General features: G+C 37.6%; 20 protein-coding genes and 1 tRNA gene. 7 read left to right on the top strand and 14 right to left on the bottom strand.

The window, feature by feature from the left end; all coding sequences use genetic code 11:
- Positions 1 to 107 precede the first annotated feature (107 nt).
- Complete coding sequence (locus tag RMB13_RS10315; protein WP_311085203.1) at positions 108 to 1,019, top strand: ornithine cyclodeaminase family protein; 912 nt, start codon at positions 108 to 110, stop codon at positions 1,017 to 1,019.
- Positions 1,020 to 1,114: 95 nt separating this feature from the next.
- Here the strand turns inward: RMB13_RS10315 and RMB13_RS10320 are convergent, their stop codons facing one another.
- From RMB13_RS10320 to RMB13_RS10335, 4 genes are all read right to left on the bottom strand, one after another.
- Positions 1,115 to 1,729, bottom strand: a complete 615-nt coding sequence (locus tag RMB13_RS10320) for a M17 family peptidase N-terminal domain-containing protein (RefSeq protein ID WP_311085204.1) — start codon at positions 1,727 to 1,729, stop codon at positions 1,115 to 1,117.
- An 18-nt stretch (positions 1,730 to 1,747) separates the two neighbouring features.
- Entirely contained in the window at positions 1,748 to 3,208 is a 1,461-nt protein-coding gene (locus RMB13_RS10325) for an alginate export family protein (protein WP_311085205.1), read from the bottom strand.
- A gap of 109 nt (positions 3,209 to 3,317) precedes the next feature.
- The gene (locus tag RMB13_RS10330) at positions 3,318 to 4,232 is read right to left on the bottom strand and encodes a glyoxalase (RefSeq protein WP_311085206.1); all 915 of its coding nucleotides are present in this window, start codon (positions 4,230 to 4,232) and stop codon (positions 3,318 to 3,320) included.
- A 32-nt stretch (positions 4,233 to 4,264) separates the two neighbouring features.
- The gene (locus RMB13_RS10335) at positions 4,265 to 4,696 is read right to left on the bottom strand and encodes a DoxX family protein (RefSeq protein ID WP_311085207.1); all 432 of its coding nucleotides are present in this window, start codon (positions 4,694 to 4,696) and stop codon (positions 4,265 to 4,267) included.
- Positions 4,697 to 5,027: 331 nt separating this feature from the next.
- Here RMB13_RS10335 and RMB13_RS10340 point away from each other — a divergent pair, with 331 nt between their 5' ends.
- On the top strand, positions 5,028 to 5,885 hold the full coding sequence (locus RMB13_RS10340) for a LysR family transcriptional regulator (protein ID WP_311085208.1): 858 nt from the start codon (positions 5,028 to 5,030) through the stop codon (positions 5,883 to 5,885).
- Between the two features lie 33 nt (positions 5,886 to 5,918).
- Here RMB13_RS10340 and RMB13_RS10345 read toward each other — a convergent pair whose 3' ends face one another.
- From RMB13_RS10345 to RMB13_RS10365, 5 genes are all read right to left on the bottom strand, one after another.
- Entirely contained in the window at positions 5,919 to 6,479 is a 561-nt protein-coding gene (locus tag RMB13_RS10345) for a TetR/AcrR family transcriptional regulator (RefSeq protein WP_311085209.1), read from the bottom strand.
- A gap of 805 nt (positions 6,480 to 7,284) precedes the next feature.
- The gene (locus RMB13_RS10350) at positions 7,285 to 7,491 is read right to left on the bottom strand and encodes a hypothetical protein (protein ID WP_004643550.1); all 207 of its coding nucleotides are present in this window, start codon (positions 7,489 to 7,491) and stop codon (positions 7,285 to 7,287) included.
- A gap of 68 nt (positions 7,492 to 7,559) precedes the next feature.
- On the bottom strand, positions 7,560 to 7,787 hold the full coding sequence (locus tag RMB13_RS10355) for a hypothetical protein (protein ID WP_003650533.1): 228 nt from the start codon (positions 7,785 to 7,787) through the stop codon (positions 7,560 to 7,562).
- Positions 7,788 to 7,894: 107 nt separating this feature from the next.
- On the bottom strand, positions 7,895 to 8,110 hold the full coding sequence (locus tag RMB13_RS10360) for a cold-shock protein (RefSeq protein WP_003650532.1): 216 nt from the start codon (positions 8,108 to 8,110) through the stop codon (positions 7,895 to 7,897).
- A 508-nt stretch (positions 8,111 to 8,618) separates the two neighbouring features.
- Positions 8,619 to 9,494 carry a LysR family transcriptional regulator gene (locus RMB13_RS10365; protein WP_003650531.1) on the bottom strand — a complete coding sequence of 292 codons (876 nt, stop codon included), beginning with the start codon at positions 9,492 to 9,494 and terminating at the stop codon, positions 8,619 to 8,621.
- Between the two features lie 102 nt (positions 9,495 to 9,596).
- On the opposite strand from RMB13_RS10365, the gene RMB13_RS10370 reads away from it, so the two are divergent.
- Positions 9,597 to 10,532 carry an NADP-dependent oxidoreductase gene (locus RMB13_RS10370; protein WP_311085210.1) on the top strand — a complete coding sequence of 312 codons (936 nt, stop codon included), beginning with the start codon at positions 9,597 to 9,599 and terminating at the stop codon, positions 10,530 to 10,532.
- Between the two features lie 30 nt (positions 10,533 to 10,562).
- Positions 10,563 to 11,432, top strand: a complete 870-nt coding sequence (locus RMB13_RS10375) for an NmrA/HSCARG family protein (RefSeq protein ID WP_311085211.1) — start codon at positions 10,563 to 10,565, stop codon at positions 11,430 to 11,432.
- A 139-nt stretch (positions 11,433 to 11,571) separates the two neighbouring features.
- On the opposite strand, the gene RMB13_RS10380 is transcribed toward RMB13_RS10375, so the two are convergent.
- From RMB13_RS10380 to efp, 4 genes are all read right to left on the bottom strand, one after another.
- Positions 11,572 to 11,648 (bottom strand) — tRNA-Val (locus RMB13_RS10380).
- Between the two features lie 168 nt (positions 11,649 to 11,816).
- A complete protein-coding gene (locus tag RMB13_RS10385) occupies positions 11,817 to 12,122 on the bottom strand; it encodes a YbdD/YjiX family protein (RefSeq protein ID WP_004643555.1) in 306 nt (101 codons plus the stop codon).
- Positions 12,122 to 14,218 (bottom strand): carbon starvation CstA family protein, encoded by a 2,097-nt coding sequence (locus RMB13_RS10390; RefSeq protein ID WP_005039046.1) that lies wholly within the window; start codon positions 14,216 to 14,218, stop codon positions 12,122 to 12,124. Before RMB13_RS10390 ends, RMB13_RS10385 begins: the two co-directional genes overlap by 1 nt.
- Positions 14,219 to 14,382: 164 nt before the next feature.
- The gene (gene efp, locus RMB13_RS10395; RefSeq protein WP_004643557.1) at positions 14,383 to 14,952 is read right to left on the bottom strand and encodes an elongation factor P; all 570 of its coding nucleotides are present in this window, start codon (positions 14,950 to 14,952) and stop codon (positions 14,383 to 14,385) included.
- A gap of 73 nt (positions 14,953 to 15,025) precedes the next feature.
- Here efp and epmB point away from each other — a divergent pair, with 73 nt between their 5' ends.
- Genes epmB through RMB13_RS10410 form a run of 3 tightly spaced genes read left to right on the top strand, consistent with a single transcriptional unit; the run spans position 15,026 to position 19,911 of the window.
- Entirely contained in the window at positions 15,026 to 16,042 is a 1,017-nt protein-coding gene (gene epmB, locus RMB13_RS10400; protein WP_003650480.1) for an EF-P beta-lysylation protein EpmB, read from the top strand.
- A 15-nt stretch (positions 16,043 to 16,057) separates the two neighbouring features.
- Positions 16,058 to 17,803 (top strand): GTPase, encoded by a 1,746-nt coding sequence (locus tag RMB13_RS10405; protein WP_311085307.1) that lies wholly within the window; start codon positions 16,058 to 16,060, stop codon positions 17,801 to 17,803.
- Positions 17,800 to 19,911, top strand: coding sequence for an EAL domain-containing protein (locus RMB13_RS10410; protein WP_311085212.1), 2,112 nt, complete (start codon positions 17,800 to 17,802; stop codon positions 19,909 to 19,911). The genes RMB13_RS10405 and RMB13_RS10410 overlap by 4 nt, the downstream gene beginning before the upstream one ends.
- A 63-nt stretch (positions 19,912 to 19,974) precedes the next feature.
- On the opposite strand, the gene rpmE is transcribed toward RMB13_RS10410, so the two are convergent.
- Positions 19,975 to 20,199 (bottom strand): 50S ribosomal protein L31, encoded by a 225-nt coding sequence (gene rpmE / locus RMB13_RS10415; protein WP_003650476.1) that lies wholly within the window; start codon positions 20,197 to 20,199, stop codon positions 19,975 to 19,977.
- Positions 20,200 to 20,248: the final 49 nt, after the last annotated feature.

A 20,248-nucleotide genomic window follows, 5' to 3' on the forward strand; every position in this document is an offset into this window, starting at 1 on the left:
GATGTCTATCTATGATGTCAGTTAAAGCGTCATGGATAGACATTACAAGCTACTCGTCTCTCGAACTGTTCACGTCTTAATTTAAACATCAACTTTTGGAGATGGCTATGAGATTTATTTCTGAGTCTGAATCTTCTGCTCTCATCAATCATGAACTCGCTTACGATGCCATTTACCAAGCTTTAATTGCTGCAACTCAATTGGATACTAAAAGTTTTTCTGTGGTTCATGGTCAAGCGTCTGATACAAAAAATACCTTTAGTATTAAATCATCTGCTACCCAGCACTTAGCTGGTCTTAAAGTTGGTTCTTTTTGGGAAGATAACCCTAAAAATGGTTTACCACGCCATAACGCGCTCATTTTATTATTTAATCAAGTCAATGGAAAAATGGCAGCAGCCATCGAAGCAGGCAAAGTCAACGCATTTCGTACAGCAGCTTCTAATGCAGTTGCAACCCATGTACTGGCAAGAAAAGATTCAAAAGTATTAGCCATATTTGGCACAGGAAATCAGGCCAAATATGAATGCGAGGCATTAGCGAGAATTAGAAATTTCGATCAGGTTTTGATTGTAGGACGCGACCAAAGTAAAGCCGAAACAATGGCAGAAGACCTAAAAAAGTTAGGGATTGAGATTAAAATTACCAATGCAAAAGAAGCTTGTGAGCAAGCGGATATTATTGTGACAGCAACTCCCTCACGCGCTCCTCTTTTTAAAGCAGAATGGGTCAAAGCTGGCACTCATATTTCATCTATGGGTTCCGATAAAAAAGGCAAACAAGAACTTCCACCAGAATTATTTTCACAGAGTGGTTTATTCTGTGATCTTAATACTCAGTCTAAAGTCATTGGTGAATTCCAGCATGCGCCTGAGTCTGCAACTTTAATCAATATAGGTGATGTGCTTTCAGCAAACGCTCAAGGAAGGCAATCTCAGGAACAAATCACGATTTATGATAGTTCAGGGTTATCTATACAAGATTTATATATCGCCCAAAAAATTTTAGAAATTTCTTAATATTTATCATTTAACTGCATTATTCAGGTTGATACAGTTAAGTTAAAACGTGTTTCTTTTGTACCACTTTACCGAATTAATTTTAAAAACAAGAATTAATCTTCAGTAAAAATTTTGGCAAAAGACGTTCTATATTGTTCAACTTTAACATCATAATTTTGAAAACCCGAGTCAAATATCCACCTTTCAATTTCAGACTTTTTGACTAAATTTTGCAAATAAAGCTGATTATGTCGGTCTAATTCTTCTTTTAAACTTCTTAGCATGAGTTCATTTAAGCCAGCGGGAGGATTAAGACCCGTATCTAAAATACTAGGTGCAAATGACACACTTTTTAGCTCCAATTGATGCGCTGTTTTTACAGCAGTTTTTATCGCAGTCTCGATTCGCTCTAACGTAAAATCTTCTGGCGCACCCATTCCTATCAATAAAACTTTAGAAGCTTGTATTGTTGAGGGAGTTTGATTTATTAAAAGAGCATCATTCAAATTCGCGCTGAACCAGTTATTTTTCCGTATTTCATTTAGTCTTCCATTTAGAGCGTCATCTAAATGTGCCAAACCGCCCGAAAAAGGACGGTTATTCATTTCATGTTCAAAGATACAAGCACAAGAAAGATCAACTTCGGCCGTGGTGCAATCCCAAGTCACGAGTTCAATGTCTAGATTTTGATAATTTCCAATTTTAGTTTGCTTTAAATCTGTGCTCATATTTTTACTCTTTTAGTTTTACCAGCCATATTTAAGTTCAAGTCCTAAATAATTTGAGTCTTTGCCTCCTGCTCTCTTAATCGTATCTCCAACTTCAAAGTGAACACCTTCGGCAGCCACAGACAAATTAGAATTTATTTTTTGATCTGCTCTTAGTTGAATATATGCCCCCGTCCAGCTTGAACCTTGTCCTGCGGTGTTCGCCATGCTGTTATTACCTTGGAAATAAATCGCATCGTGGGTGGTTTCACGCCATTGAAAACCTAATGCACTTAACAGAGTGAGTTTATCGGAAGGCTTAAGTGTCAGAGACGGTTTGATATGAATAATATTGCTGTAGCCACTATAACCCGCCAAAGTAAAATATGAGCCATTTGCAAAAAGCTGGTTAAAGGTATTGAGTTCATTATCGTTGGCACTTTTATCGCCTGTGGCAATATCAAACTGGACGCCTAAACGCGGCGACCAAGCTTGCTCAGTAAAAGTGTATCCTGTAATGCTACTAAGTCCCCATGCCTGAATAGATTGCGCTCCAATCCTTCCATGTTGAAGCATACCCTCAACATCCCAATCCATATTGTTCTGTTTACCCATATGACGAAAATCATATAAGTCTCGAATTTCATTACCCTTAACACTTGTAAAAGATGCATTATCTCGCTCATAACGCGAGTAGTAACCCGATAACTCACCGCCCCAGACATTTTGTTTATCAACGCGAAAACCGCTAAAACTTAAATTTCGTTTCGAGTGGTCATTAAAAGTTGAATCTTTTTCAATTTGAACGGGTCTGGTGAGATAACCTAAAACTCTCCAATCGCCATATTCATAACCTGACCAAATTCCATCAAAGGCTTGCCTAACGTTTGGACCTTCACGATTTGAAATAAAACGTTGTAAGTCAAAAGCCATTTCTTGACGCCCTACTCTAAATTTAAAAGTTCCATTATTTAAAGGACTCACCCACGCAATAAAGGCTTGCTCTACATCGAGTCTATTCTGATCTGTACTTGCAATATTCTTTTTATCAAACGCTCGCGCATCACTTAGCTGAGTAAATAATTGTAAATGATCGCCAATACGTGCATCTGTATGAACTTGTAATCTTTGAATTAAATAACGATCGGCTTGATTATTTCCGCTGCCAAATCTCGCATTATTATTGACTTCAAAACGCTCACGAATATTTGCACCCAATGACAAATAATTATTATTGCCAAAAGGTATATATTTGAAGTCGTCGCCTATTTTCTTTGGTACACACGGATTTTTTAAAACATCCCAATTTTCTTGCCAACGATTGTTTGAGATTTTTGGACGAGTTGGACATACATTTGTATTTGAAACCTCATTTTCTGCATGAGCAAATTCATAAAGAAATAAACTACCCGTTAGCAATAAACTCATTTTAATTATTTTAAGGTAAGTTTCTGAGCACTTAATTCGACAGTTTCTATCATTAGAAATATGCGGGGCCATCTTGTTATCCATGGTAATAAATAGGTCATTGCAGAGACTTAGTCTTTTACGTTCACATTGCCCTTGGACAATATGAACGTTGTTTTCTATCAATATTTAAGGCAATAAATTACTTTATGGGCGCATGAATTTCGGCAATATAACCACCAGAGAACTGCACCATCGCGGCCTCACGACCCTCTGATTTATAGGCATTGACCAGTACTGTCACACCAGCTTTTGTCGCTTTATCTAAAGTCTCAGATAAATTTTTGACTTCATAGCCCGTCATATCATGCCCATATGGATAAGGAAGATGACCATCGGTGACCAACACTGTCATTTTGCCAAAATCAGATTCAACACGAATACGTCTATACGTTTCATTTGGTCGTCCAATTTCTACACCAGCAGCTTTTGGATTATCTGAAACCACTTTACCGTGCGAGAAATTGACGAACTTTTTAACAAAAGAGTCAGCACTTTGTTTTGAAATATAAATACGATTTTCTGGAACAGTTTCTAACTTGTTATAGTTAGGTTTAGTCGTGTGCCAATAAAGCTGCATATTCACGCCACCCGGCCATTGAATGACCGCATCACGCCCGATTGGGTCTGGAAATGCATCCACAATCACATCTGCACCGTTTGCTTTAGCTGACTGTACGGCTGCATCCATATCTTTGACTAAATAGCCTGTTCGCTCCAAACCAAAAGGATATGGAACCGGAGTTTTAAAACCAAATACAGACAGTGTTCCAACTGGAGTTAATACAAGCTGAGACATGGTCTGACTTGGCGTTGACGTTACCTGAAAAACACCCTGTTTAGATTTGGTTCCCCCAAATGTCGCCACTAAGCTATCGGTAAATTTAGCAAAGTCTTCGGGGTTCACATAAACATGCGTTGTATCGTATTGAGGGGCTACACCGGGCGCTTCACTTTTTACACTCGTTGTTGTTTTGGCTAAAACTTGAGGAACAAAGGCAACATTTGTGCCCACTAGCATTGTGCTTAAAAGCAAGGCTGATAATGATTTACGCATAAAAGACTCCTGTTTATATTGGGTGCTATAACTTATTGTGACTTCGTTTTTTGATTAGAAAGAATGGTGACCATAACCAATGCAGCGATGAGACCAAGGTGTTCAAAGAAACTATTAAACGTACTAAAGAATGCTAGACCTGTATGATTCCAAAAATCGTTTGCAACAAGCATCGCTATTGCGGTTAGACAGCCTAAAGCTCCAGCCCCTAGCCAGACAAACCGATTAAAAATAACCAAGAGCGAACCAACAATTTCAATAACAATCGCTGTAGCTGCCCAAAGCCAAGCAGGCTGTAAACCAAAACTTGCTTGCTCCTCAATTGCCAGATGAAACCCTATGAATTTATTAATCCCCCCCACTAAATAAGCCGAAACTAATGCAACTCTTAGAAGTGGAAGCAACCCATGAATTGATAAAATCTTTTTCACCCATACAGGGTTATTATTAATCAAGTCACTCATCTATTTACCTCATTGATATTTCAATTTTCTAATATCCCAATGAATTTATAAAACACTGAAAATATCAATTAAAAAATATAAAATTAACTTTTTAAAATGCATATTAATATTCTCAAGAATAGTTAATTTTAATTTAAATATATAAAATATTATTTATATCACTTACCACCAAAAAACAAAACCAACCACTAGGCTATATAAAATCAAAAATAAATGTAAACTACTAGATATTTATTTAAATACAAACTGTATCCTTAAAAGATACAATGATTGATAACCATAAGATCATAATATAGTTTAGCGACACGCCAACTTAGCCTTTCAAAATTTAATGGATAAACTAGACTGTATTAATACTTTTATCAGCGTTGTCGAAAGTGGAAATTTTAGTAATGCCTCTAGAAATTTAGGAATCAGCAGAGATCAGGTTTCTAAAAGAATTTTTTATTTAGAAAGTCTATTTAGTACATCATTGTTTATTCGCAACACCAGAAAGATGGACCTCACTCGCTCAGGAGAGAAGTTCTATCAACGTTGTAAAGTCATTGTTAAAGAATTAGATTTAGCGGCTAATGACTTTATATATGATCAAAAGTACCCTGAGGGTATATTAAAAATCAACGCTCCTCATGCTTTTATTCAAACTTGCTTTTCAGATATTATTTCTAATTTTCTAATTCAATATCCGAACATAGAAATTGACCTCTTATTTTCAGAAAAAACTATAGATATCAATGAAAGTAAATTTGATATTGTTTTAAAAATTGAAGAAGACATTAAAGAAGAAAATATTTTTATTCTAGACACCTATAAAAGAAATTTCTATGCGACATCTGCTTTTTTAAATAAGCATGGAAAACCTAAAAGCATAGAAGAATTAAGAAAACATAATATATTATTATATTCAGGGTCAGATTTAAAAAACAAAATTATTAATTCAAGCCCTCAACTGATCTGCAATAATATCGAAATCCTGTTAGATTTATGCAAGAAAAATCAAAGTATTTTATTTATACCTGATTTTTTAGCAAAAAAATATGAAGATGACGGAGTTATTATTAATTGCTCACAAGACATCTTTTCATCAAAACTTCATTTTTATGCAACCACCCCTTATGGATCAAAAATTCCAAAAAAGGTTGAGCTTTTCTTAGACTCGTTAAAGCAACATTTTTCTAACGATCACTGAAATTTTATAATTTAGTTTTTCAATCACATGCTGCTATGCGTTTTTCAACCCCATCAAAAAACAATCCAGCACCTTCTCTCGCTCATTTGCCACATCTGAGCTTAAAAGCTGAATAATTGCGCCTTCAATCATATATAAAAATAGTTTGGCATCTTGAAAGGAAGCATCGGTTTTTAGCAATCTAAGCTGGCTATAGATTTCATTAATTAGCCAAGTTCTATACCTCACTGCGGTTTGGTAGGCTTTTGGATAGGTCAGTTTTGTTTCAAAAATTGCTTTAAATAATAAATAGTATTGCCCCTCTAAATCGGTATGTAAGAAATAAAGTGTCTTGAGTTTATCAATCGCGCTCGTGTGGTTGGCGTACTCAGCAATTGAAATCACTTTTTCTTTTAGCCGTTCTTTTTGCACGGTCAAACAGATTTCAATAAACCGCTCTTTAGAGTGAAAATAATGATAAAAAGTCGCTTTTGGAATTTCAGACTCTTTCACAATTCTGTCGACCCCAACCGTATGAAATCCGTGATGGTGAAACAAATGAATCGACGTATGAATGACTTGCATAGCACGCGTTGGGAGAACTAACTTTGGCATAGTTTTACCGTTATAAATTAAATTTTTTTTGTATATAAATGAGATACAAAATCCATTGCCCTTTTTGGGAGAAAAAAAGGCATAGCAAAGCCGTAAAGACTGTGCTTGGCACATCTCAAGTTTTATTGTTGAAATAAGTTTTTAGCCGTAATGACTTAAAGTCTGAAAAGCCGATGAGCCTTCAAACTATTTAAAGATGAATTAAGTAGTGTCGTTATAGCTTTTGGCAAAGGCTGCCAAGAAATTATGAATGTGCAAAGCCAACTCCTTTTTATTGGGAGTTCTGCCAGACATTAATAAGAATTATGGTGGCAGAACGGAAGAAGGTTGACAGACTAGTATTATCTCAAACTAGCACACCCGAAAGTGTCCCTCTCCCGTCCTACCGCTACGGGAGGGAACGAGTGGTACACCACACAAGGCTATTCCTCAGAAGAAATAACTCTGATGCGGGAGATAATATTCAGCCTGTCAAAGCCGGCTGGCAATGTGGCCAGCAGGCAAAGGATAAGCTTCACATTTGTTGCAGTCAAGCACACAAAATGACATTTGCTTTAAATTAGATCATTAAAAAGTAAGGTTAAATAATAAATAAGTTATTGTTAATTTAGGGTTTATAAAGTTGCGGAATTTTGAGATATAGCGGTTTAGGAAACTAGAAATGCGCTAGTGCGGCTTCCGCCACCTGCGCTTTATTATTAAAGTTATTGTTTAATTAAGTATTTGCAATGTGCCCTAAAGCTATGAGGTTTTCTATTTTTAAAAGAACGCTATCCTGCAACGTTAAATGTACTGCGTTGATAGATTAATTTATTTTATCAATTTTAAAAATTTTACCACTTAGAGTACTTTGAAAAAACATTTCAAAACCCGGTCGTATATCTTCACCTTCAACTGTAATGTATTTTAAATTAGAAAAACATTGAGTATTAGCGAAATAATTATCTACTGTTGCCTGAATGACGTATTTAATTCCAAACTGGTCTTTAACACTGATATTTTGTTTAAGCATGACGATATCCTAATAAAATTATGGCAGAAATAATGGACCCGCCTAAATATCCAATAGCAAACTGAGTTTTAACTAACTCTATAATCTAATTTAAATAGTTGATTTATAGACGCATAAAAGGTGCGACCATCTAAATTTAAATCAACTTCAATTCCAGAGGAAAGAAGAACTCTTTTACCAACTTCAACAGTTTTAAAACCTTCACGTGTATTTTGTATTCTATTTAGAGGAATTAAAGACACTAAAATTTCTGTACCATTTTTAGATTTTGCAATTAAATCATTTATTTTTAACAATTTATATCCTAAATTAAAATTTACTTATAATCTTAAAATAATTTTAAAATTAATTTAAAGTGAAAAGCACTCATTAGTGCTTTTCATTTATGACTGCTTATAATTATTTATAGAGCAACAATATTTACAGCATTTGGGCCTTTTTGGCCTTGTGCAACACTGAATTCAACACGTTGACCTTCAGCAAGAGTTCTGAAACCTGAGTTAGCGATTTCGCTAAAATGAGCAAAAACGTCTGGTCCTGATTCTGGTTGGATAAAACCGAAACCTTTAGCTTCGTTAAACCACTTAACAGTACCTTTCATGATATTTGAATTAGACATAATACATCCTAGTTTTTTTAAAAATTTAAACCATTTTATTGGTTATGAGTAACATCGAAATAATAAAGAATGGAGCTGAAAATCTGAAAAAAACGAAGGATTATGACTAATACTGCGGTACTTAGAGAAGATTTACCAAACATGACTTTTTCTAGTTATGTTCATTGTATACGAAAAATAAAATTAATCAAGTTTTCTAATATATATATTTATTTTATTTATTTATAAAAAAGGTGATGTTCTGGATTCTAGGTGTTTATAAATCTTGGTGGAACTTAATACAAAATAATATATAAGATATTGATAAGTATATATTTAATAAAAAATTACTAATGATACAAGTGGTGATACAAAAATATTGCTACTGTCTTTGCTTGGGAAATACATCAATAGCTATAACCTTCTATTCATCAACCATTTCTTAAATCATTAGCAATAGGTTATCCAACATAAACTTAAACTAGCAGTCTGCTTATTTATGTAATAAGCAGGGAGTATCAAAGCTGCTCTATCCATTAAGACTTAAGAACATATCTGGATATCTTGCACATATAAAATCAACAAACGCCCGTACTTTAGGAGCTGCAAGTCGTCTAGAAGTATGTAAAACCCATAATGATCTCTCTACTCCTGACAATGTCCCCCACTGAACTAATTCACCACGGGCAATCTGGTTCCATGCTATGGACTGCGGAATGAGTGCAGCGCCACCACCAGCAATAGCAGCTTCACGGACCATAAGTAGTGACGAGAATCGTAGTTTCGGAATTGGTTCCAAAATCAACTCCCCTTCATCTAGTTTCCAATGTGTGGGCTGGAAGCTTGTCGTTACAATACTGGGAACTTGTCTGATTGCACCAGATTGAGGTTTGGTAATTTCTGGAGCTGCTACAACAACGAGTTTATCTTTTGCGAAACATCGCCCCACTAAATTACTATCAGGACTTGGGTTTATTCTAATAGCTACATCAAATTGTTCTTCAATAATATCTACCAAGCGATCTTCTGCAACAACTTCAATTTCAATCTCTGGATAAGCTGCACAGAATTCGGCACCAATGCGTCCCATTGTGAGTTGAGAGAATAAAACTGGTGCTGCTATTCGTAAACGCCCACGAGGTGTTGAAATTCCATCACTAACAGAAGTCATGGCTTCTGCTACCTCAAGCATCAATATTTCAGTGCGGGACATCAATTGCTGACCTGCTTCTGTAAGCTTCAATCCTCGAGCACTACGTTCAATCAATCTGACTCCTAGTTGTTCCTCGAGATCGGCAATTCTTCTAGATAACGTGGCTTTTGGAATACCACTCACACGACTAGCCCTCCCCAAACCTTCATGTGTTGCCACAAGTATGAAATCTGATAGCGCATTCAAGTTCATGGTGTTCCATTTTTAAAACAAGGTGTCTATTTTTTATAATCTTTGTTTATTAAATGCAATGGAATAATGTCTTGTTATGGAAACTTGATATTAGGAATTGCAATGAGCAACGTTCAACGTGCGGTATTAATCCGTGATTATGGTGGTTCGGAAATTAGTGAAATTGCCACTATTGAGAAACCAATACCAGAATCTGGTCAGGTTCTGGTTCGGGTGCAGGCTGCTGGAATTAATGGGATTGATTGGAAGGTCCGTGAAGGGAATGTAAAAAGAGCTTTCCCACGTCCATTACCAATCATCTTAGGGGCCGAAATGGCGGGAGTCATCGAAGCTGTTGGCCCCAATACATCCCGCTTCCGTGTAGGTGACCGTGTTATGGGTGCTATGGGAAGACTGGGAGCATTTGCTGAATTTGTAGTCATTGGCGAATCCAGCCTTTCTCCTACACCTGAAGGTTTAAACGATGTACATGCTGCCGCTCTACCAGTAGCAGTAGTCGCAGCTTGGAACAGCCTACATTACGCAGGACCTCTTTACCCAGATCAGAAAATCCTTATTCACGGTGCTGCTGGTGGTTTGGGCTCTTATGCAGTTCAGTATGCGAAACAAGCAGGTGCCAAGGTTTTTGCTACTGCAGGTAAAGCTGATCTGGGTTTTGTGCAAAGTCTTGGTGCTGATGAAGTTATTAATTACCACACTCAACGTTTCGAAGACATTGTACAGGACATCGACTTAGTACTTGATTATGTCGGGGGAGAAGTTCTAGACCTCTCATGGCAAGTCTTGGCAACTGATGGAACAGTGATTAGCACTGCATCTCCCGACATTCTAGTCCGTATGCCTCCGAACCGTCGAGGGCTCTGGTTCATGAACCAACCTAATCCCGAACTGCTAGAAAAATTAGCTCTAGAGGTATCAAACGGCACACTTCAATTCAGGATTGGTGACGTAGTCAGTTTTACTGATATTCCCAATGCAATTGAACGCAATCGTACCGTTTCAGGAACTGGTAAGGTCATTGCAGATTTTTCAATTTAAATAATTACGTATCAATTCTAGGAGATCAATATGAGTATTCTTGTTACAGGTGCTACAGGCACTATTGGTTCACTCATCATTCAAGGACTGGCAAATGCAGGTGCCGAAATTAAAGCACTTGTACGCAAAACGGGTAAGCGAGAACTTCCTGAGGGCGTGACTGAAGTAGTGGGAGACCTTACTGATGTCTCTTCCATGCGTACAGCACTGTCATCTGTACGTACCCTATTTTTGCTAAATGCAGTTACACCAGATGAGGTGACCCAAGCCCTAATTACATTAAACCTTGCACGTGAAGCTGGCATTGAACGCATCGTATACCTTTCGGTCATACATGCTGACAAGTTTACGAATGTTCCTCATTTTACAGGGAAGCATACGGTCGAACGTATGATTGAAAGTCATGACATCCCTGCCACTATTCTTCGTCCAGCTTACTTCATGCAAAATGATTTAATGGTTCAACAGACCGTTAAAAATTATTCAGTTTATCCAATGCCAATTGGTTCTGCTGGCGTTTCTATGATCGATGCACGAGATATTGCAGATGTGGCCGTCGCTGAATTACTAAGACGCGACCGATCCTCTTCTGTACTTGATCGTATTACACTCGAATTAGTAGGCCCTCAGCCACTTACGGGAGATTCGGTTGCACAAATTTGGAGTGAAGCTTTAGGTCAAAAAATCACTTATGGCGGGGATGATGTCGCTGCTTTTGAAGGGCAATTATCTTCATTTAGCCCTAGCTGGATGGCTTATGACATGCGTCTTATGATGGCTGGAATCCAAACATTTGGGATGCAAGCTGCTGCTGGCACAGTAGAAAATTTAGAGATGATGATAGGACATCCCCTACGTACCTATGAAGATTTAGTCCGTGAGTCTATTGCTTCTGTTTAAAAGAGCGATTGCTAGGACCACATAAGAATCGATCTGCTATATGAGTTTATAGAAAGCAATAAAAAAAGCCCTAAACCATCATAGTTTAGGGCTTTTTCAATCATATAAAGCTATTCGAGTTTATATGACTTTAATGTCTTGGTAGGTATATCCAGACTCGAACTGGAGACCTCTACGATGTCAACGTAGCGCTCTAACCAACTGAGCTATACACCTAGGATGGAAAGCATAATATTCATTTTTCAAAAGCAAAACAAGTGATTTTCAATTGAAAAAAATACAAATGAGCAGACTTTAAGCAAACTCTTTTTCATTTTCCAAAAAAGAAAAACGGTACATGGTTTAACCACATACCGTTTTGTTTAGCTGAAATTAACTCTCAACTTAACAAGGGCATTTCTTTAAAGTACCGCCAGCCGATGGATAACGCGCATCGACACAATAGCGATAGAAAGTTTTAGCATCCATTGGTGTTAAATCAGAATGATGAAGCTTCATATGTTCCAAATACGTTTGATAATCTGGCACTCCAACCATGAGTCGAAAGCTTTGCTGCAAACGCTGCCACAGTGTTGCAATGCGTGACCAATTCTTTGGAGAGAGCAATAGCTCTTTTTGTGAGAGCACCGTCATTTTGATGATTTTCGCAATAATGACAGTTCCATTCTTTGCAAATTTAAAATTCATCATTACTCTCCTCGCGTGGTGACCACTTCAGGATCAGCATATACAGCTGGGGATTCATTTACAGTCGGTGTTGGGCTTGCTAAAGCACGGCGTACAATACCAATTGAAGCAATAATCATGACAATCGATACAATCATAAAGAAGCCACAAAGCGCAGCATTAATCTGATTAGACATCACAATGTTTTGCATCTCAGCAATAGTTTTAGCTGGTTTAAGAATTTCACCACGAGCGATTGCATCTGAAAATCTATTTGCTTGCGCTAAGAAACCAATCTTTGGATTTTCGTGGAAAATCTTTTGCCAACCCGCAGTCATACAGGTCACGAATAAGAAAATTGTTGGGATGATTGTCACCCACACATATTTTTCTTTTTTCATTTTAAACAGAATGACTGTACCCAAAATGAGAGCCATTGAAGCCAGCATTTGGTTACCAACACCAAACAGAGGCCATAAGGAGTTAACACCACCCAGTGGATCAATCACACCTTGATAGACGAAGAATCCCCATCCACCTACTGCAACTGCTGTACCCACTAAGTTACCCACGAATGAACCAGAAGATTTAACAGCAGGAATCACAATACCCACTGTGTCTTGCACCATAAAACGACAAGCACGTGTACCCGCATCTACAGCAGTTAAGATGAATAATGCTTCAAATAAAATCGCAAAGTGGTACCAAAATGCCATCATTGAACGGCTATTGAAAATTTCCGAAATGATATGTGCCATACCAATCGCAAAAGTAGGTGCGCCACCTGTACGTGAAAGAATCGAGCTTTCACCTACTTCCTGTGCCAACACTGTTAACATTTCAGGGGTAACGACAAATCCTAAATTACGAACCGCTTCTGCCGCTGATTCTACAGTTGTACCAAGTACAGCCGCGGGTGCATTAATTGCAAAGTACACGCCTGGGTCTAAGACAGTTGCACAGATCATCGCCATAATACCGACGAAAGACTCCATGAGCATGCCGCCATAACCAATCACGCGAATGTCAGCTTCGTTATCAATGAGTTTTGGTGTGGTACCACTTGATACAAGCGCGTGGAAACCAGAAATAGCACCACAGGCAATGGTAATAAATAGGAATGGGAATAAGCTACCTGAGAAAACAGGGCCAGTACCGTCAATAAAATGAGTCACTGCTGGCATTTTCAATTCAGGTAATGCAATGATAATACCGACTGCTAAACCGAGAATGACACCAATTTTAAGGAATGTTGATAGATAATCACGTGGTGCTAACAATAACCAGACAGGTAAAACTGAGGCGATAAATCCATAAATGATTAAGCACCATGTAAGCTGTGTTCCTGTTAAGGTGAAAAATTCACCCCAATAAGGATCTGCCGCAACATGCCCACCATAAACAATGGCAAGCATCATTAAGACGAAGCCAATAATAGAAACTTCAGCAATACGTCCCGGGCGAATAAATCGCATGTAAACGCCCATAAATAATGCAATTGGAATAGTTGCTGCAATAGTAAACACACCCCATGGACTATGGGCGAGTGCTTTAACCACAACTAAGGCCAATACCGCAAGGATAATAATCATTACCCCAAGCGCACCAAGCATTACAACGATACCAGCAAAAGAACCCAGTTCCTGTTTTGCCATTTCACCAAGCGAACGACCGTCTCGACGCGTTGAAATAAATAAAACTAAGAAGTCTTGTACTGCACCTGCGACAACCACACCGACCAGTAGCCAGATTGTCCCTGGTAAAAAACCCATTTGTGCAGCCAAAATTGGCCCGACTAATGGTCCCGCTCCGGCAATTGCCGCAAAGTGATGACCAAAAAGTACGTATTTATTGGTGGGAACATAATCCAGACCATCGGCTAAACGATGTGCTGGGGTTAAACGTCTTGGGTTTAATTCAAATACTTTAGTTGCAATAAATAGACTATAAAATCGATATGCGATGCTATATACACATGCTGCAGCAAGTACAAGCCAAACCGCATTGACATGTTCACCACGACTGAGTGCCAGCATCCCAAAAGAAATTGCACCTATAATTGCCACTAGGCTCCAGACCAGCTTGGAGGGAAGCGTAGATTTCGCTTGCATTGTGTCCATTCTTAACCTCTCAATAAATAACTACAGCATTTTTATATTGTTATGTACTGTTCTATCAAATCCTTGTGACTGTACTCCTCCTTTAATTTTTTTCCTCTTATACTTTCGCATAAAAAAAGGGATGATTTACATCATCCCTTCGATAATAGTTTATTTTTTAACTATTATGCACGCTCTAAATAATCGCCAGTACGAGTATCTACACGAACGCTATCTTCTTGCTGAACAAATAACGGAACACGAACAACCGCACCTGTTTCAAGCTTAGCTGGTTTACCGCCACCGCCAGATGTATCACCGCGTACACCTGGATCAGTTTCAACAATTTTTAATACTACGAAGTTCGGCGCACTTACAGTTAAAGGCACACCGTTGAACAACATAATAGTACATTTTTCATTTGAATCGTCTTTTAACCATTTAGCTGCATCGCCCATTGCAGTTTTGTCTGCAGCGATTTGCTCAAAAGTTACAGGATCCATGAAGTTCCAAAGTTCGCCATCATTGTATAAGTAGTCCATTTCTACTTCTACGATGTCAGCCGCTTCTACAGTATCGCCAGACTTAAAAGTTTTTTCTAAAACTTTACCAGTTCTAAGGTTACGTAATTTTACGCGGTTGAACGCTTGACCTTTACCTGGTTTTACGTATTCATTTTCCATGATTGAACATGGGTTACTGTCAAGCATGACCTTAAGGCCCGGCTTGAAATCATTTGTAGAATAATTGGCCATGACTGGCACACTCCAAACTTAACAAGTCAACTATGCGATATAATGCGTTGTTGCATTATCTTAATCGTGTCAAATGATAAACTATTTATACCAAGAGCAAAACTGGCAATCGCAACTGAGTGACCTTATTACAGATCCTTTGGAGTTGCTAAACCTACTCGAGTTATCCACCGATCAGCTATTATCAGGTGCGATTCTGGCTTCTGAACAGTTTAAATTACGGGTTCCTCGCGCGTTCGTCGGAAAAATGAACGTTAAAAACCCTTTTGACCCGCTTTTACTACAGGTTTTACCTCATCATTTAGAACTTGAGGAACATCCTGAATTTGTAACTGACCCTTTAGGTGAAGAAGCAGCAAATCAATTACCCGGTGTATTACATAAATATCAATCACGTTTTTTACTGACTTTGACGGGTGCTTGTGCGGTACATTGCCGTTATTGTTTCCGTCGTCATTTTCCCTATCAAGAAAATTTACCGAAAAATGACGATTGGCCAAATATAAAAAATTATATTGAAGCGAATCCGCACATTAATGAAATCATTTTGAGTGGTGGCGACCCCCTTACGCTTTCTAATCGTAAAATAGCACTTTGGCTAGAACGCTTATCATCTCTCAAACAAATTAAGATTCTGAGAATTCATTCACGGGTTCCAATTGTTATTCCAAACCGTATCGACGAAGAGCTTATTTCTTTATTAAAAAACAGTAGGCTGCGTATTATTCTGGTGGTACACTCAAACCACGCTTCTGAACTTGATGACTTTACCTGTTCAAAATTGTTGCAGTTATCTGCCGAGCACATTACTGTACTTAATCAGGCAGTTTTGCTTAAAGGTGTTAATGATTCTGCGCAAACATTAATTGATTTAAGTTATCGTTTATTTGAAGCTCGCGTTATGCCTTATTACTTACATGTTTTAGATAAAGTAAAAGGTGCACAACATTTTGATTTAATACCATCTGAGATAGATGATATATATCGTGATGTGTTAGCGAACCTACCGGGGTATTTGGTTCCTAAACTCGTCAGGGAAATTGCGGGCGAAAAGAATAAAACACCGCTTTTTGGGGCAACAACATTTTGAGTTATATAATAAGTGATGATGAATAATGCACTATCGGACATTTTTCACAATCAAACCGCACTCACTCGTGAGCGGTTAAGCTTTTGTGAAGCCAATATTAAAGATCTTAATGAATGGGTCACCACCCTTTCTATTATGCAACTCGGCGATACGTCAAAAGCATTATTCACAGCCATTTTAGAACTCAATGAATTAAAATGTAGTGAGACCTTGCGTTTCGATCTCATACAAACGCTTCATCCCACCATTAATAACGTTCTTGCAAGCCTAGAAAAAAACTTTTTTAACCAAGGTGTTATTAGCACAGACCGTAATGAACACATTATTGAATTAGCGATGTTGCTCCGATGCTATTTTGCCAGTATTTATTTAAATATTGCTAAAAATAGCCATGAGCAATTACAGCATCAAAAATTTTCACTGTTTGCCTATAAACAAAAAAAGAATTTGCAAACGGCACGTACTTTATCGACTTTCCATGCGCTACAACAATTAACCAGTCTCTTATATCAGCAGCATATGCTTTATAGTGAGCCAGTTAAAGGACAATGGTTAATTGCACATCAACTCTATGAAACTGCTGTTCAGCATAAATATCATCTGGTAAATATTAACCATATTCAAGGTGTACATCACCCTCTAGCAAATATTACTCAAGCTTATGCTCAGCTTATTTTGCTCGACATTTTAAATACGAACCAAATTCGTCAGTCAGAAATTCAGGCATTATTTCAATGTAGCTTTGACTGGGCAAGAATGATTCATATTTTGCCGAAAGACATAGCATTAACGAAATATGTAGTCGACCCAAATAAAGATCATCCGCCGGTTTATAACACCAAACGCAGCTCTAACTTTAGCCCAAACATTTTTATAGGCACACAAGCTTTACTTGAGCATGTCACTGCAACCATGCATAAAAATGCGCAATATATTTCCAAGAATGAAAAGTTTTATTTAAGCCCAGCTTTAAAGTTTCATGTTCAAACTATTTTAGGTACTACCGCTCAACGTCGTCATGAACGTTATGAATATAATGCAGAGCTACAAATTTGTTTCGGTTTAAGCACGGCTCATTTCTATCTCTCGAAAGCAAAAAACTTTGAAGAAACGCTACAACTTAACAATAACTACAACTTACAAAGTGAATCTAAAGTTCTATCCAATTTAGAGAAAAAAGAACAACAAACGACATCCTATCAACGCTTAAGTCGTGAAAGCAAAACCATTTATCAAACTACTGTTCTCGATATTAGTGTCAATGGATATCGTATTAAATGGTCTGGGGAAGCACCGAAAAATCTAAGAACCGGTGAATATATTTTAGTTAAAGAAACCTTGCATGGACAATGGCGTGGTGGAGTAATCCGCTGGATTAAGCAGTCGACAGAAAAAAGCCTAGAGTTAGGTTTAGAGATTTTGTCACAGGCCATGTTCCCTTGCGCAGTGCATATTCAAGCTGAGCGTCATACTCGCAATTATCATCCTGCACTATTACTACAAACACAAAACCTAGAAGAAATACAAAATACGCTGATTTTACCGGGGTCACAAATTTTTAGAGAGCAACAAACAATTCATTTACGATTGGGGACAGAAGAAATCAAAGTGTATCTACTCAAAGCACAACTCATTACTCAAAGTTTTATTCAATTTCATTTCGAACTTCTGAATGAGCAGCAACAAAATCTGCTTGATCAGTTCATGATGAAAAAGAATAGCAACTCTAGCAGTCAAGATTTATGGGAAGCACTAAAGTGAGAAACTCTTTATTATCTAAAAAGTTAAAACGTACTGAAACACGTTTACTCATTATTGATGACAACCAGCTACGTTATAACCAGATTTTAAATTTATTATTGGGGAATGATTATCAAGTTCAGGCATTATTGCTTGATGACCTAAAAATTTTTGAAAAACAGTTAAATACGCCTTGGGATGCTATTATTTTTGGTCGTGCTTATGACCTAAAAATTGAACAAACCCTCTCCCTTATTCAAGCATCTGAGCAGCCACATTTACCTGTTTTGTTATTGCAACCTGAAGACTATCAACCTCAGCAATATCAGACTTATATTCATAAAGGTATTTATGATGTAGTTCCATTAGAACCATTAGATTTTTTTTATATCACGCTTATTCGGACCTTGTCGTATAGTCATTTATTGCAAACTGAGCAACGCCTGACGAGTGAACTAGAGACTATTCACTCTCATACACAAACATTGGTCAATAACAGTCATAAAGCAGTTGCCCTTTTTCAAGAAGGTATGCACGTTAAGGCAAATACAGAATATCTCAACCTTTTTGGCTTTAAGCAAGAAGAAGAGATTATTGGCCTGCCGATATTAGATGTTTTACAACCCAATGATTTAAATATTTTTAAACAAAGATTTAAGAAGATTTCATTAGGTCAATTTGATCAGGCGCGTTTTGAAATCCAGAGTCAACATGCAGCAATTTCAGGCAATAATGCTTTAAAACTTGAATTTATTCCCAGTCAGGAAGAAGATGCCGTACAGTTAACCATTGACTATCAACTGGATTTACAAACACCCGTAAATACAGTCTTTTCTGAAAAGAGCTATGGGTTAATTACGCCTTGGCAACAGATTAATCGACAGCTATCAACCCACCCTGCTCAAGCGAATGCATTGGTTTTATTTAGATTAAGTCAGTGCCCAGAACGTATATTTCAACTCGATTGGCAAACTCCTGGACAATATTTTAATCGGCTGCAAAGTTTTCTGAAAGAACAAGCACAAATGCCGATTTTCAATCTTGAACTTGGGGCATACCTTGGCGTTTTGCAAGCCGAAAACAGTACAGTCCTTAACTCCCAATTGGCTAGTTTGCAAAGTTTGCAAAAAGAGCATTTATTACCGATTAATGAGCTTAACTACTCGATCCAGTTTAAGCTGAGTTATGCGCAAATTACTGAACCTTTAGATGAAGCTAGTTTTGCAAAGCTGCTCGATCAAACCAATCAGCAAGAGCTACCTAAGGCGAAGTCAGAAATTGAGTTAGTGCCAACTATCGATATTATCACTCCTGAGCCTACGAGTTCTTCTATCTCACTTGATCTAAGCCTTCAGAATGTTGATGCTCCTGTGCAATCCTCTCTATTGCAACAATTAAAGCAACAGTTAGCACGGGGTGAAATCCATTTAAAATATCAGCAGATTTATGATAAGCATGATCAAGAAACCCATAACTATGAAGTTACTAGCGGTTTTATTGCAGATGAACAGTGGCACGACTTAAACGATTTAGCCACATTAAGAGATGATAGCGAACTTTCTATTCAATTAGACCGTTGGGTCTTGGTTGAGGCTAGCAAGCAGCTACATAATTTTATTACGCAGTACCCGAAAGCTAAGCTGATTATTAACTTGAATATTGATATCTTACTCAAAGATAAATCATTCCCTGAGCTGATTTCGAAATTACTCACCATTATTGGTAGTAAGCAAGAAAGCCCATTGGTTTTACAATTTTCAGAACAAGCGATTCAGCCACATCTTGCAATTGTGCAGCAACAAATAGCTCGCCTACGTCAACACGGCGCAGAAATTTCAATTCGGGATTTCACATCTTCTATTTATAGTGAATCGATTTTGCAACAACTTGATGTTCAATATTTAAAATTGCAATCGAAGAAGACAGAGCTATTAAACTCAGACGCTGGTTTAGCGCAATTACAAGAAAAGGTTTTGAACTATTTGACTGTAAAACCAGTAGGGATTTTGCTTGCCGATCTTAATGATATGAACTTATTTGCAAACGCTTGGAATGTAGAAGCACGTTTCTTACAGGGTCGTTATTTCCAGAAAAAACTTGATCGATTAACAGACGTACAAGACCAATAATGGTCTTGTCGTCCATAAACAAAAAACGGGCATAAAGCCCGTTTTTTGTTTCGTTTTGCAGTATTAACGCTTGATAGAGCGAGACATACCAGAAAAACGTTGTTTGAATTTGTCGATACGACCACCAGTGTCTACATTCTTTTGCTTACCAGTATAGAATGGGTGGCAAGCTGAACATACGTCAAGGTAGATAGTGTCTTTACCTAAAGCAGAACGAGTTTCGATTACGTTACCGCAAGAACAAGTTGCTACTAATGTTGCATATTTTGGGTGAATATCGGCGCGCATCGTCGATTACTCCTAATTTAGAAAGGCTTAAGCTGCCATCGCAATTGAT

It is taken from the genome of Acinetobacter sp. V102_4, from assembly GCF_031799005.1.
Taxonomy (GTDB): Bacteria; Pseudomonadota; Gammaproteobacteria; order Pseudomonadales; family Moraxellaceae; genus Acinetobacter; species Acinetobacter calcoaceticus.

What these genes read in the sequence shown, in the direction of transcription:
- RMB13_RS10315 (WP_311085203.1), top strand. Translation starts at nt 108, where the DNA reads ATGAGATTTATTTCTGAGTCTGAATCTTCTGCTCTCATCAATCATGAA.
- RMB13_RS10320 (WP_311085204.1), bottom strand. Translation starts at nt 1,729, where the DNA reads ATGAGCACAGATTTAAAGCAAACTAAAATTGGAAATTATCAAAATCTA.
- RMB13_RS10325 (WP_311085205.1), bottom strand. Translation starts at nt 3,208, where the DNA reads ATGGCCCCGCATATTTCTAATGATAGAAACTGTCGAATTAAGTGCTCA.
- RMB13_RS10330 (WP_311085206.1), bottom strand. Translation starts at nt 4,232, where the DNA reads ATGCGTAAATCATTATCAGCCTTGCTTTTAAGCACAATGCTAGTGGGC.
- RMB13_RS10335 (WP_311085207.1), bottom strand. Translation starts at nt 4,696, where the DNA reads ATGAGTGACTTGATTAATAATAACCCTGTATGGGTGAAAAAGATTTTA.
- RMB13_RS10340 (WP_311085208.1), top strand. Translation starts at nt 5,028, where the DNA reads ATGGATAAACTAGACTGTATTAATACTTTTATCAGCGTTGTCGAAAGT.
- RMB13_RS10345 (WP_311085209.1), bottom strand. Translation starts at nt 6,479, where the DNA reads ATGCCAAAGTTAGTTCTCCCAACGCGTGCTATGCAAGTCATTCATACG.
- RMB13_RS10350 (WP_004643550.1), bottom strand. Translation starts at nt 7,491, where the DNA reads ATGCTTAAACAAAATATCAGTGTTAAAGACCAGTTTGGAATTAAATAC.
- RMB13_RS10360 (WP_003650532.1), bottom strand. Translation starts at nt 8,110, where the DNA reads ATGTCTAATTCAAATATCATGAAAGGTACTGTTAAGTGGTTTAACGAA.
- RMB13_RS10365 (WP_003650531.1), bottom strand. Translation starts at nt 9,494, where the DNA reads ATGAACTTGAATGCGCTATCAGATTTCATACTTGTGGCAACACATGAA.
- RMB13_RS10370 (WP_311085210.1), top strand. Translation starts at nt 9,597, where the DNA reads ATGAGCAACGTTCAACGTGCGGTATTAATCCGTGATTATGGTGGTTCG.
- RMB13_RS10375 (WP_311085211.1), top strand. Translation starts at nt 10,563, where the DNA reads ATGAGTATTCTTGTTACAGGTGCTACAGGCACTATTGGTTCACTCATC.
- RMB13_RS10385 (WP_004643555.1), bottom strand. Translation starts at nt 12,122, where the DNA reads ATGATGAATTTTAAATTTGCAAAGAATGGAACTGTCATTATTGCGAAA.
- RMB13_RS10390 (WP_005039046.1), bottom strand. Translation starts at nt 14,218, where the DNA reads ATGGACACAATGCAAGCGAAATCTACGCTTCCCTCCAAGCTGGTCTGG.
- efp (WP_004643557.1), bottom strand. Translation starts at nt 14,952, where the DNA reads ATGGCCAATTATTCTACAAATGATTTCAAGCCGGGCCTTAAGGTCATG.
- epmB (WP_003650480.1), top strand. Translation starts at nt 15,026, where the DNA reads ATGATAAACTATTTATACCAAGAGCAAAACTGGCAATCGCAACTGAGT.
- RMB13_RS10405 (WP_311085307.1), top strand. Translation starts at nt 16,058, where the DNA reads ATGATGAATAATGCACTATCGGACATTTTTCACAATCAAACCGCACTC.
- rpmE (WP_003650476.1), bottom strand. Translation starts at nt 20,199, where the DNA reads ATGCGCGCCGATATTCACCCAAAATATGCAACATTAGTAGCAACTTGT.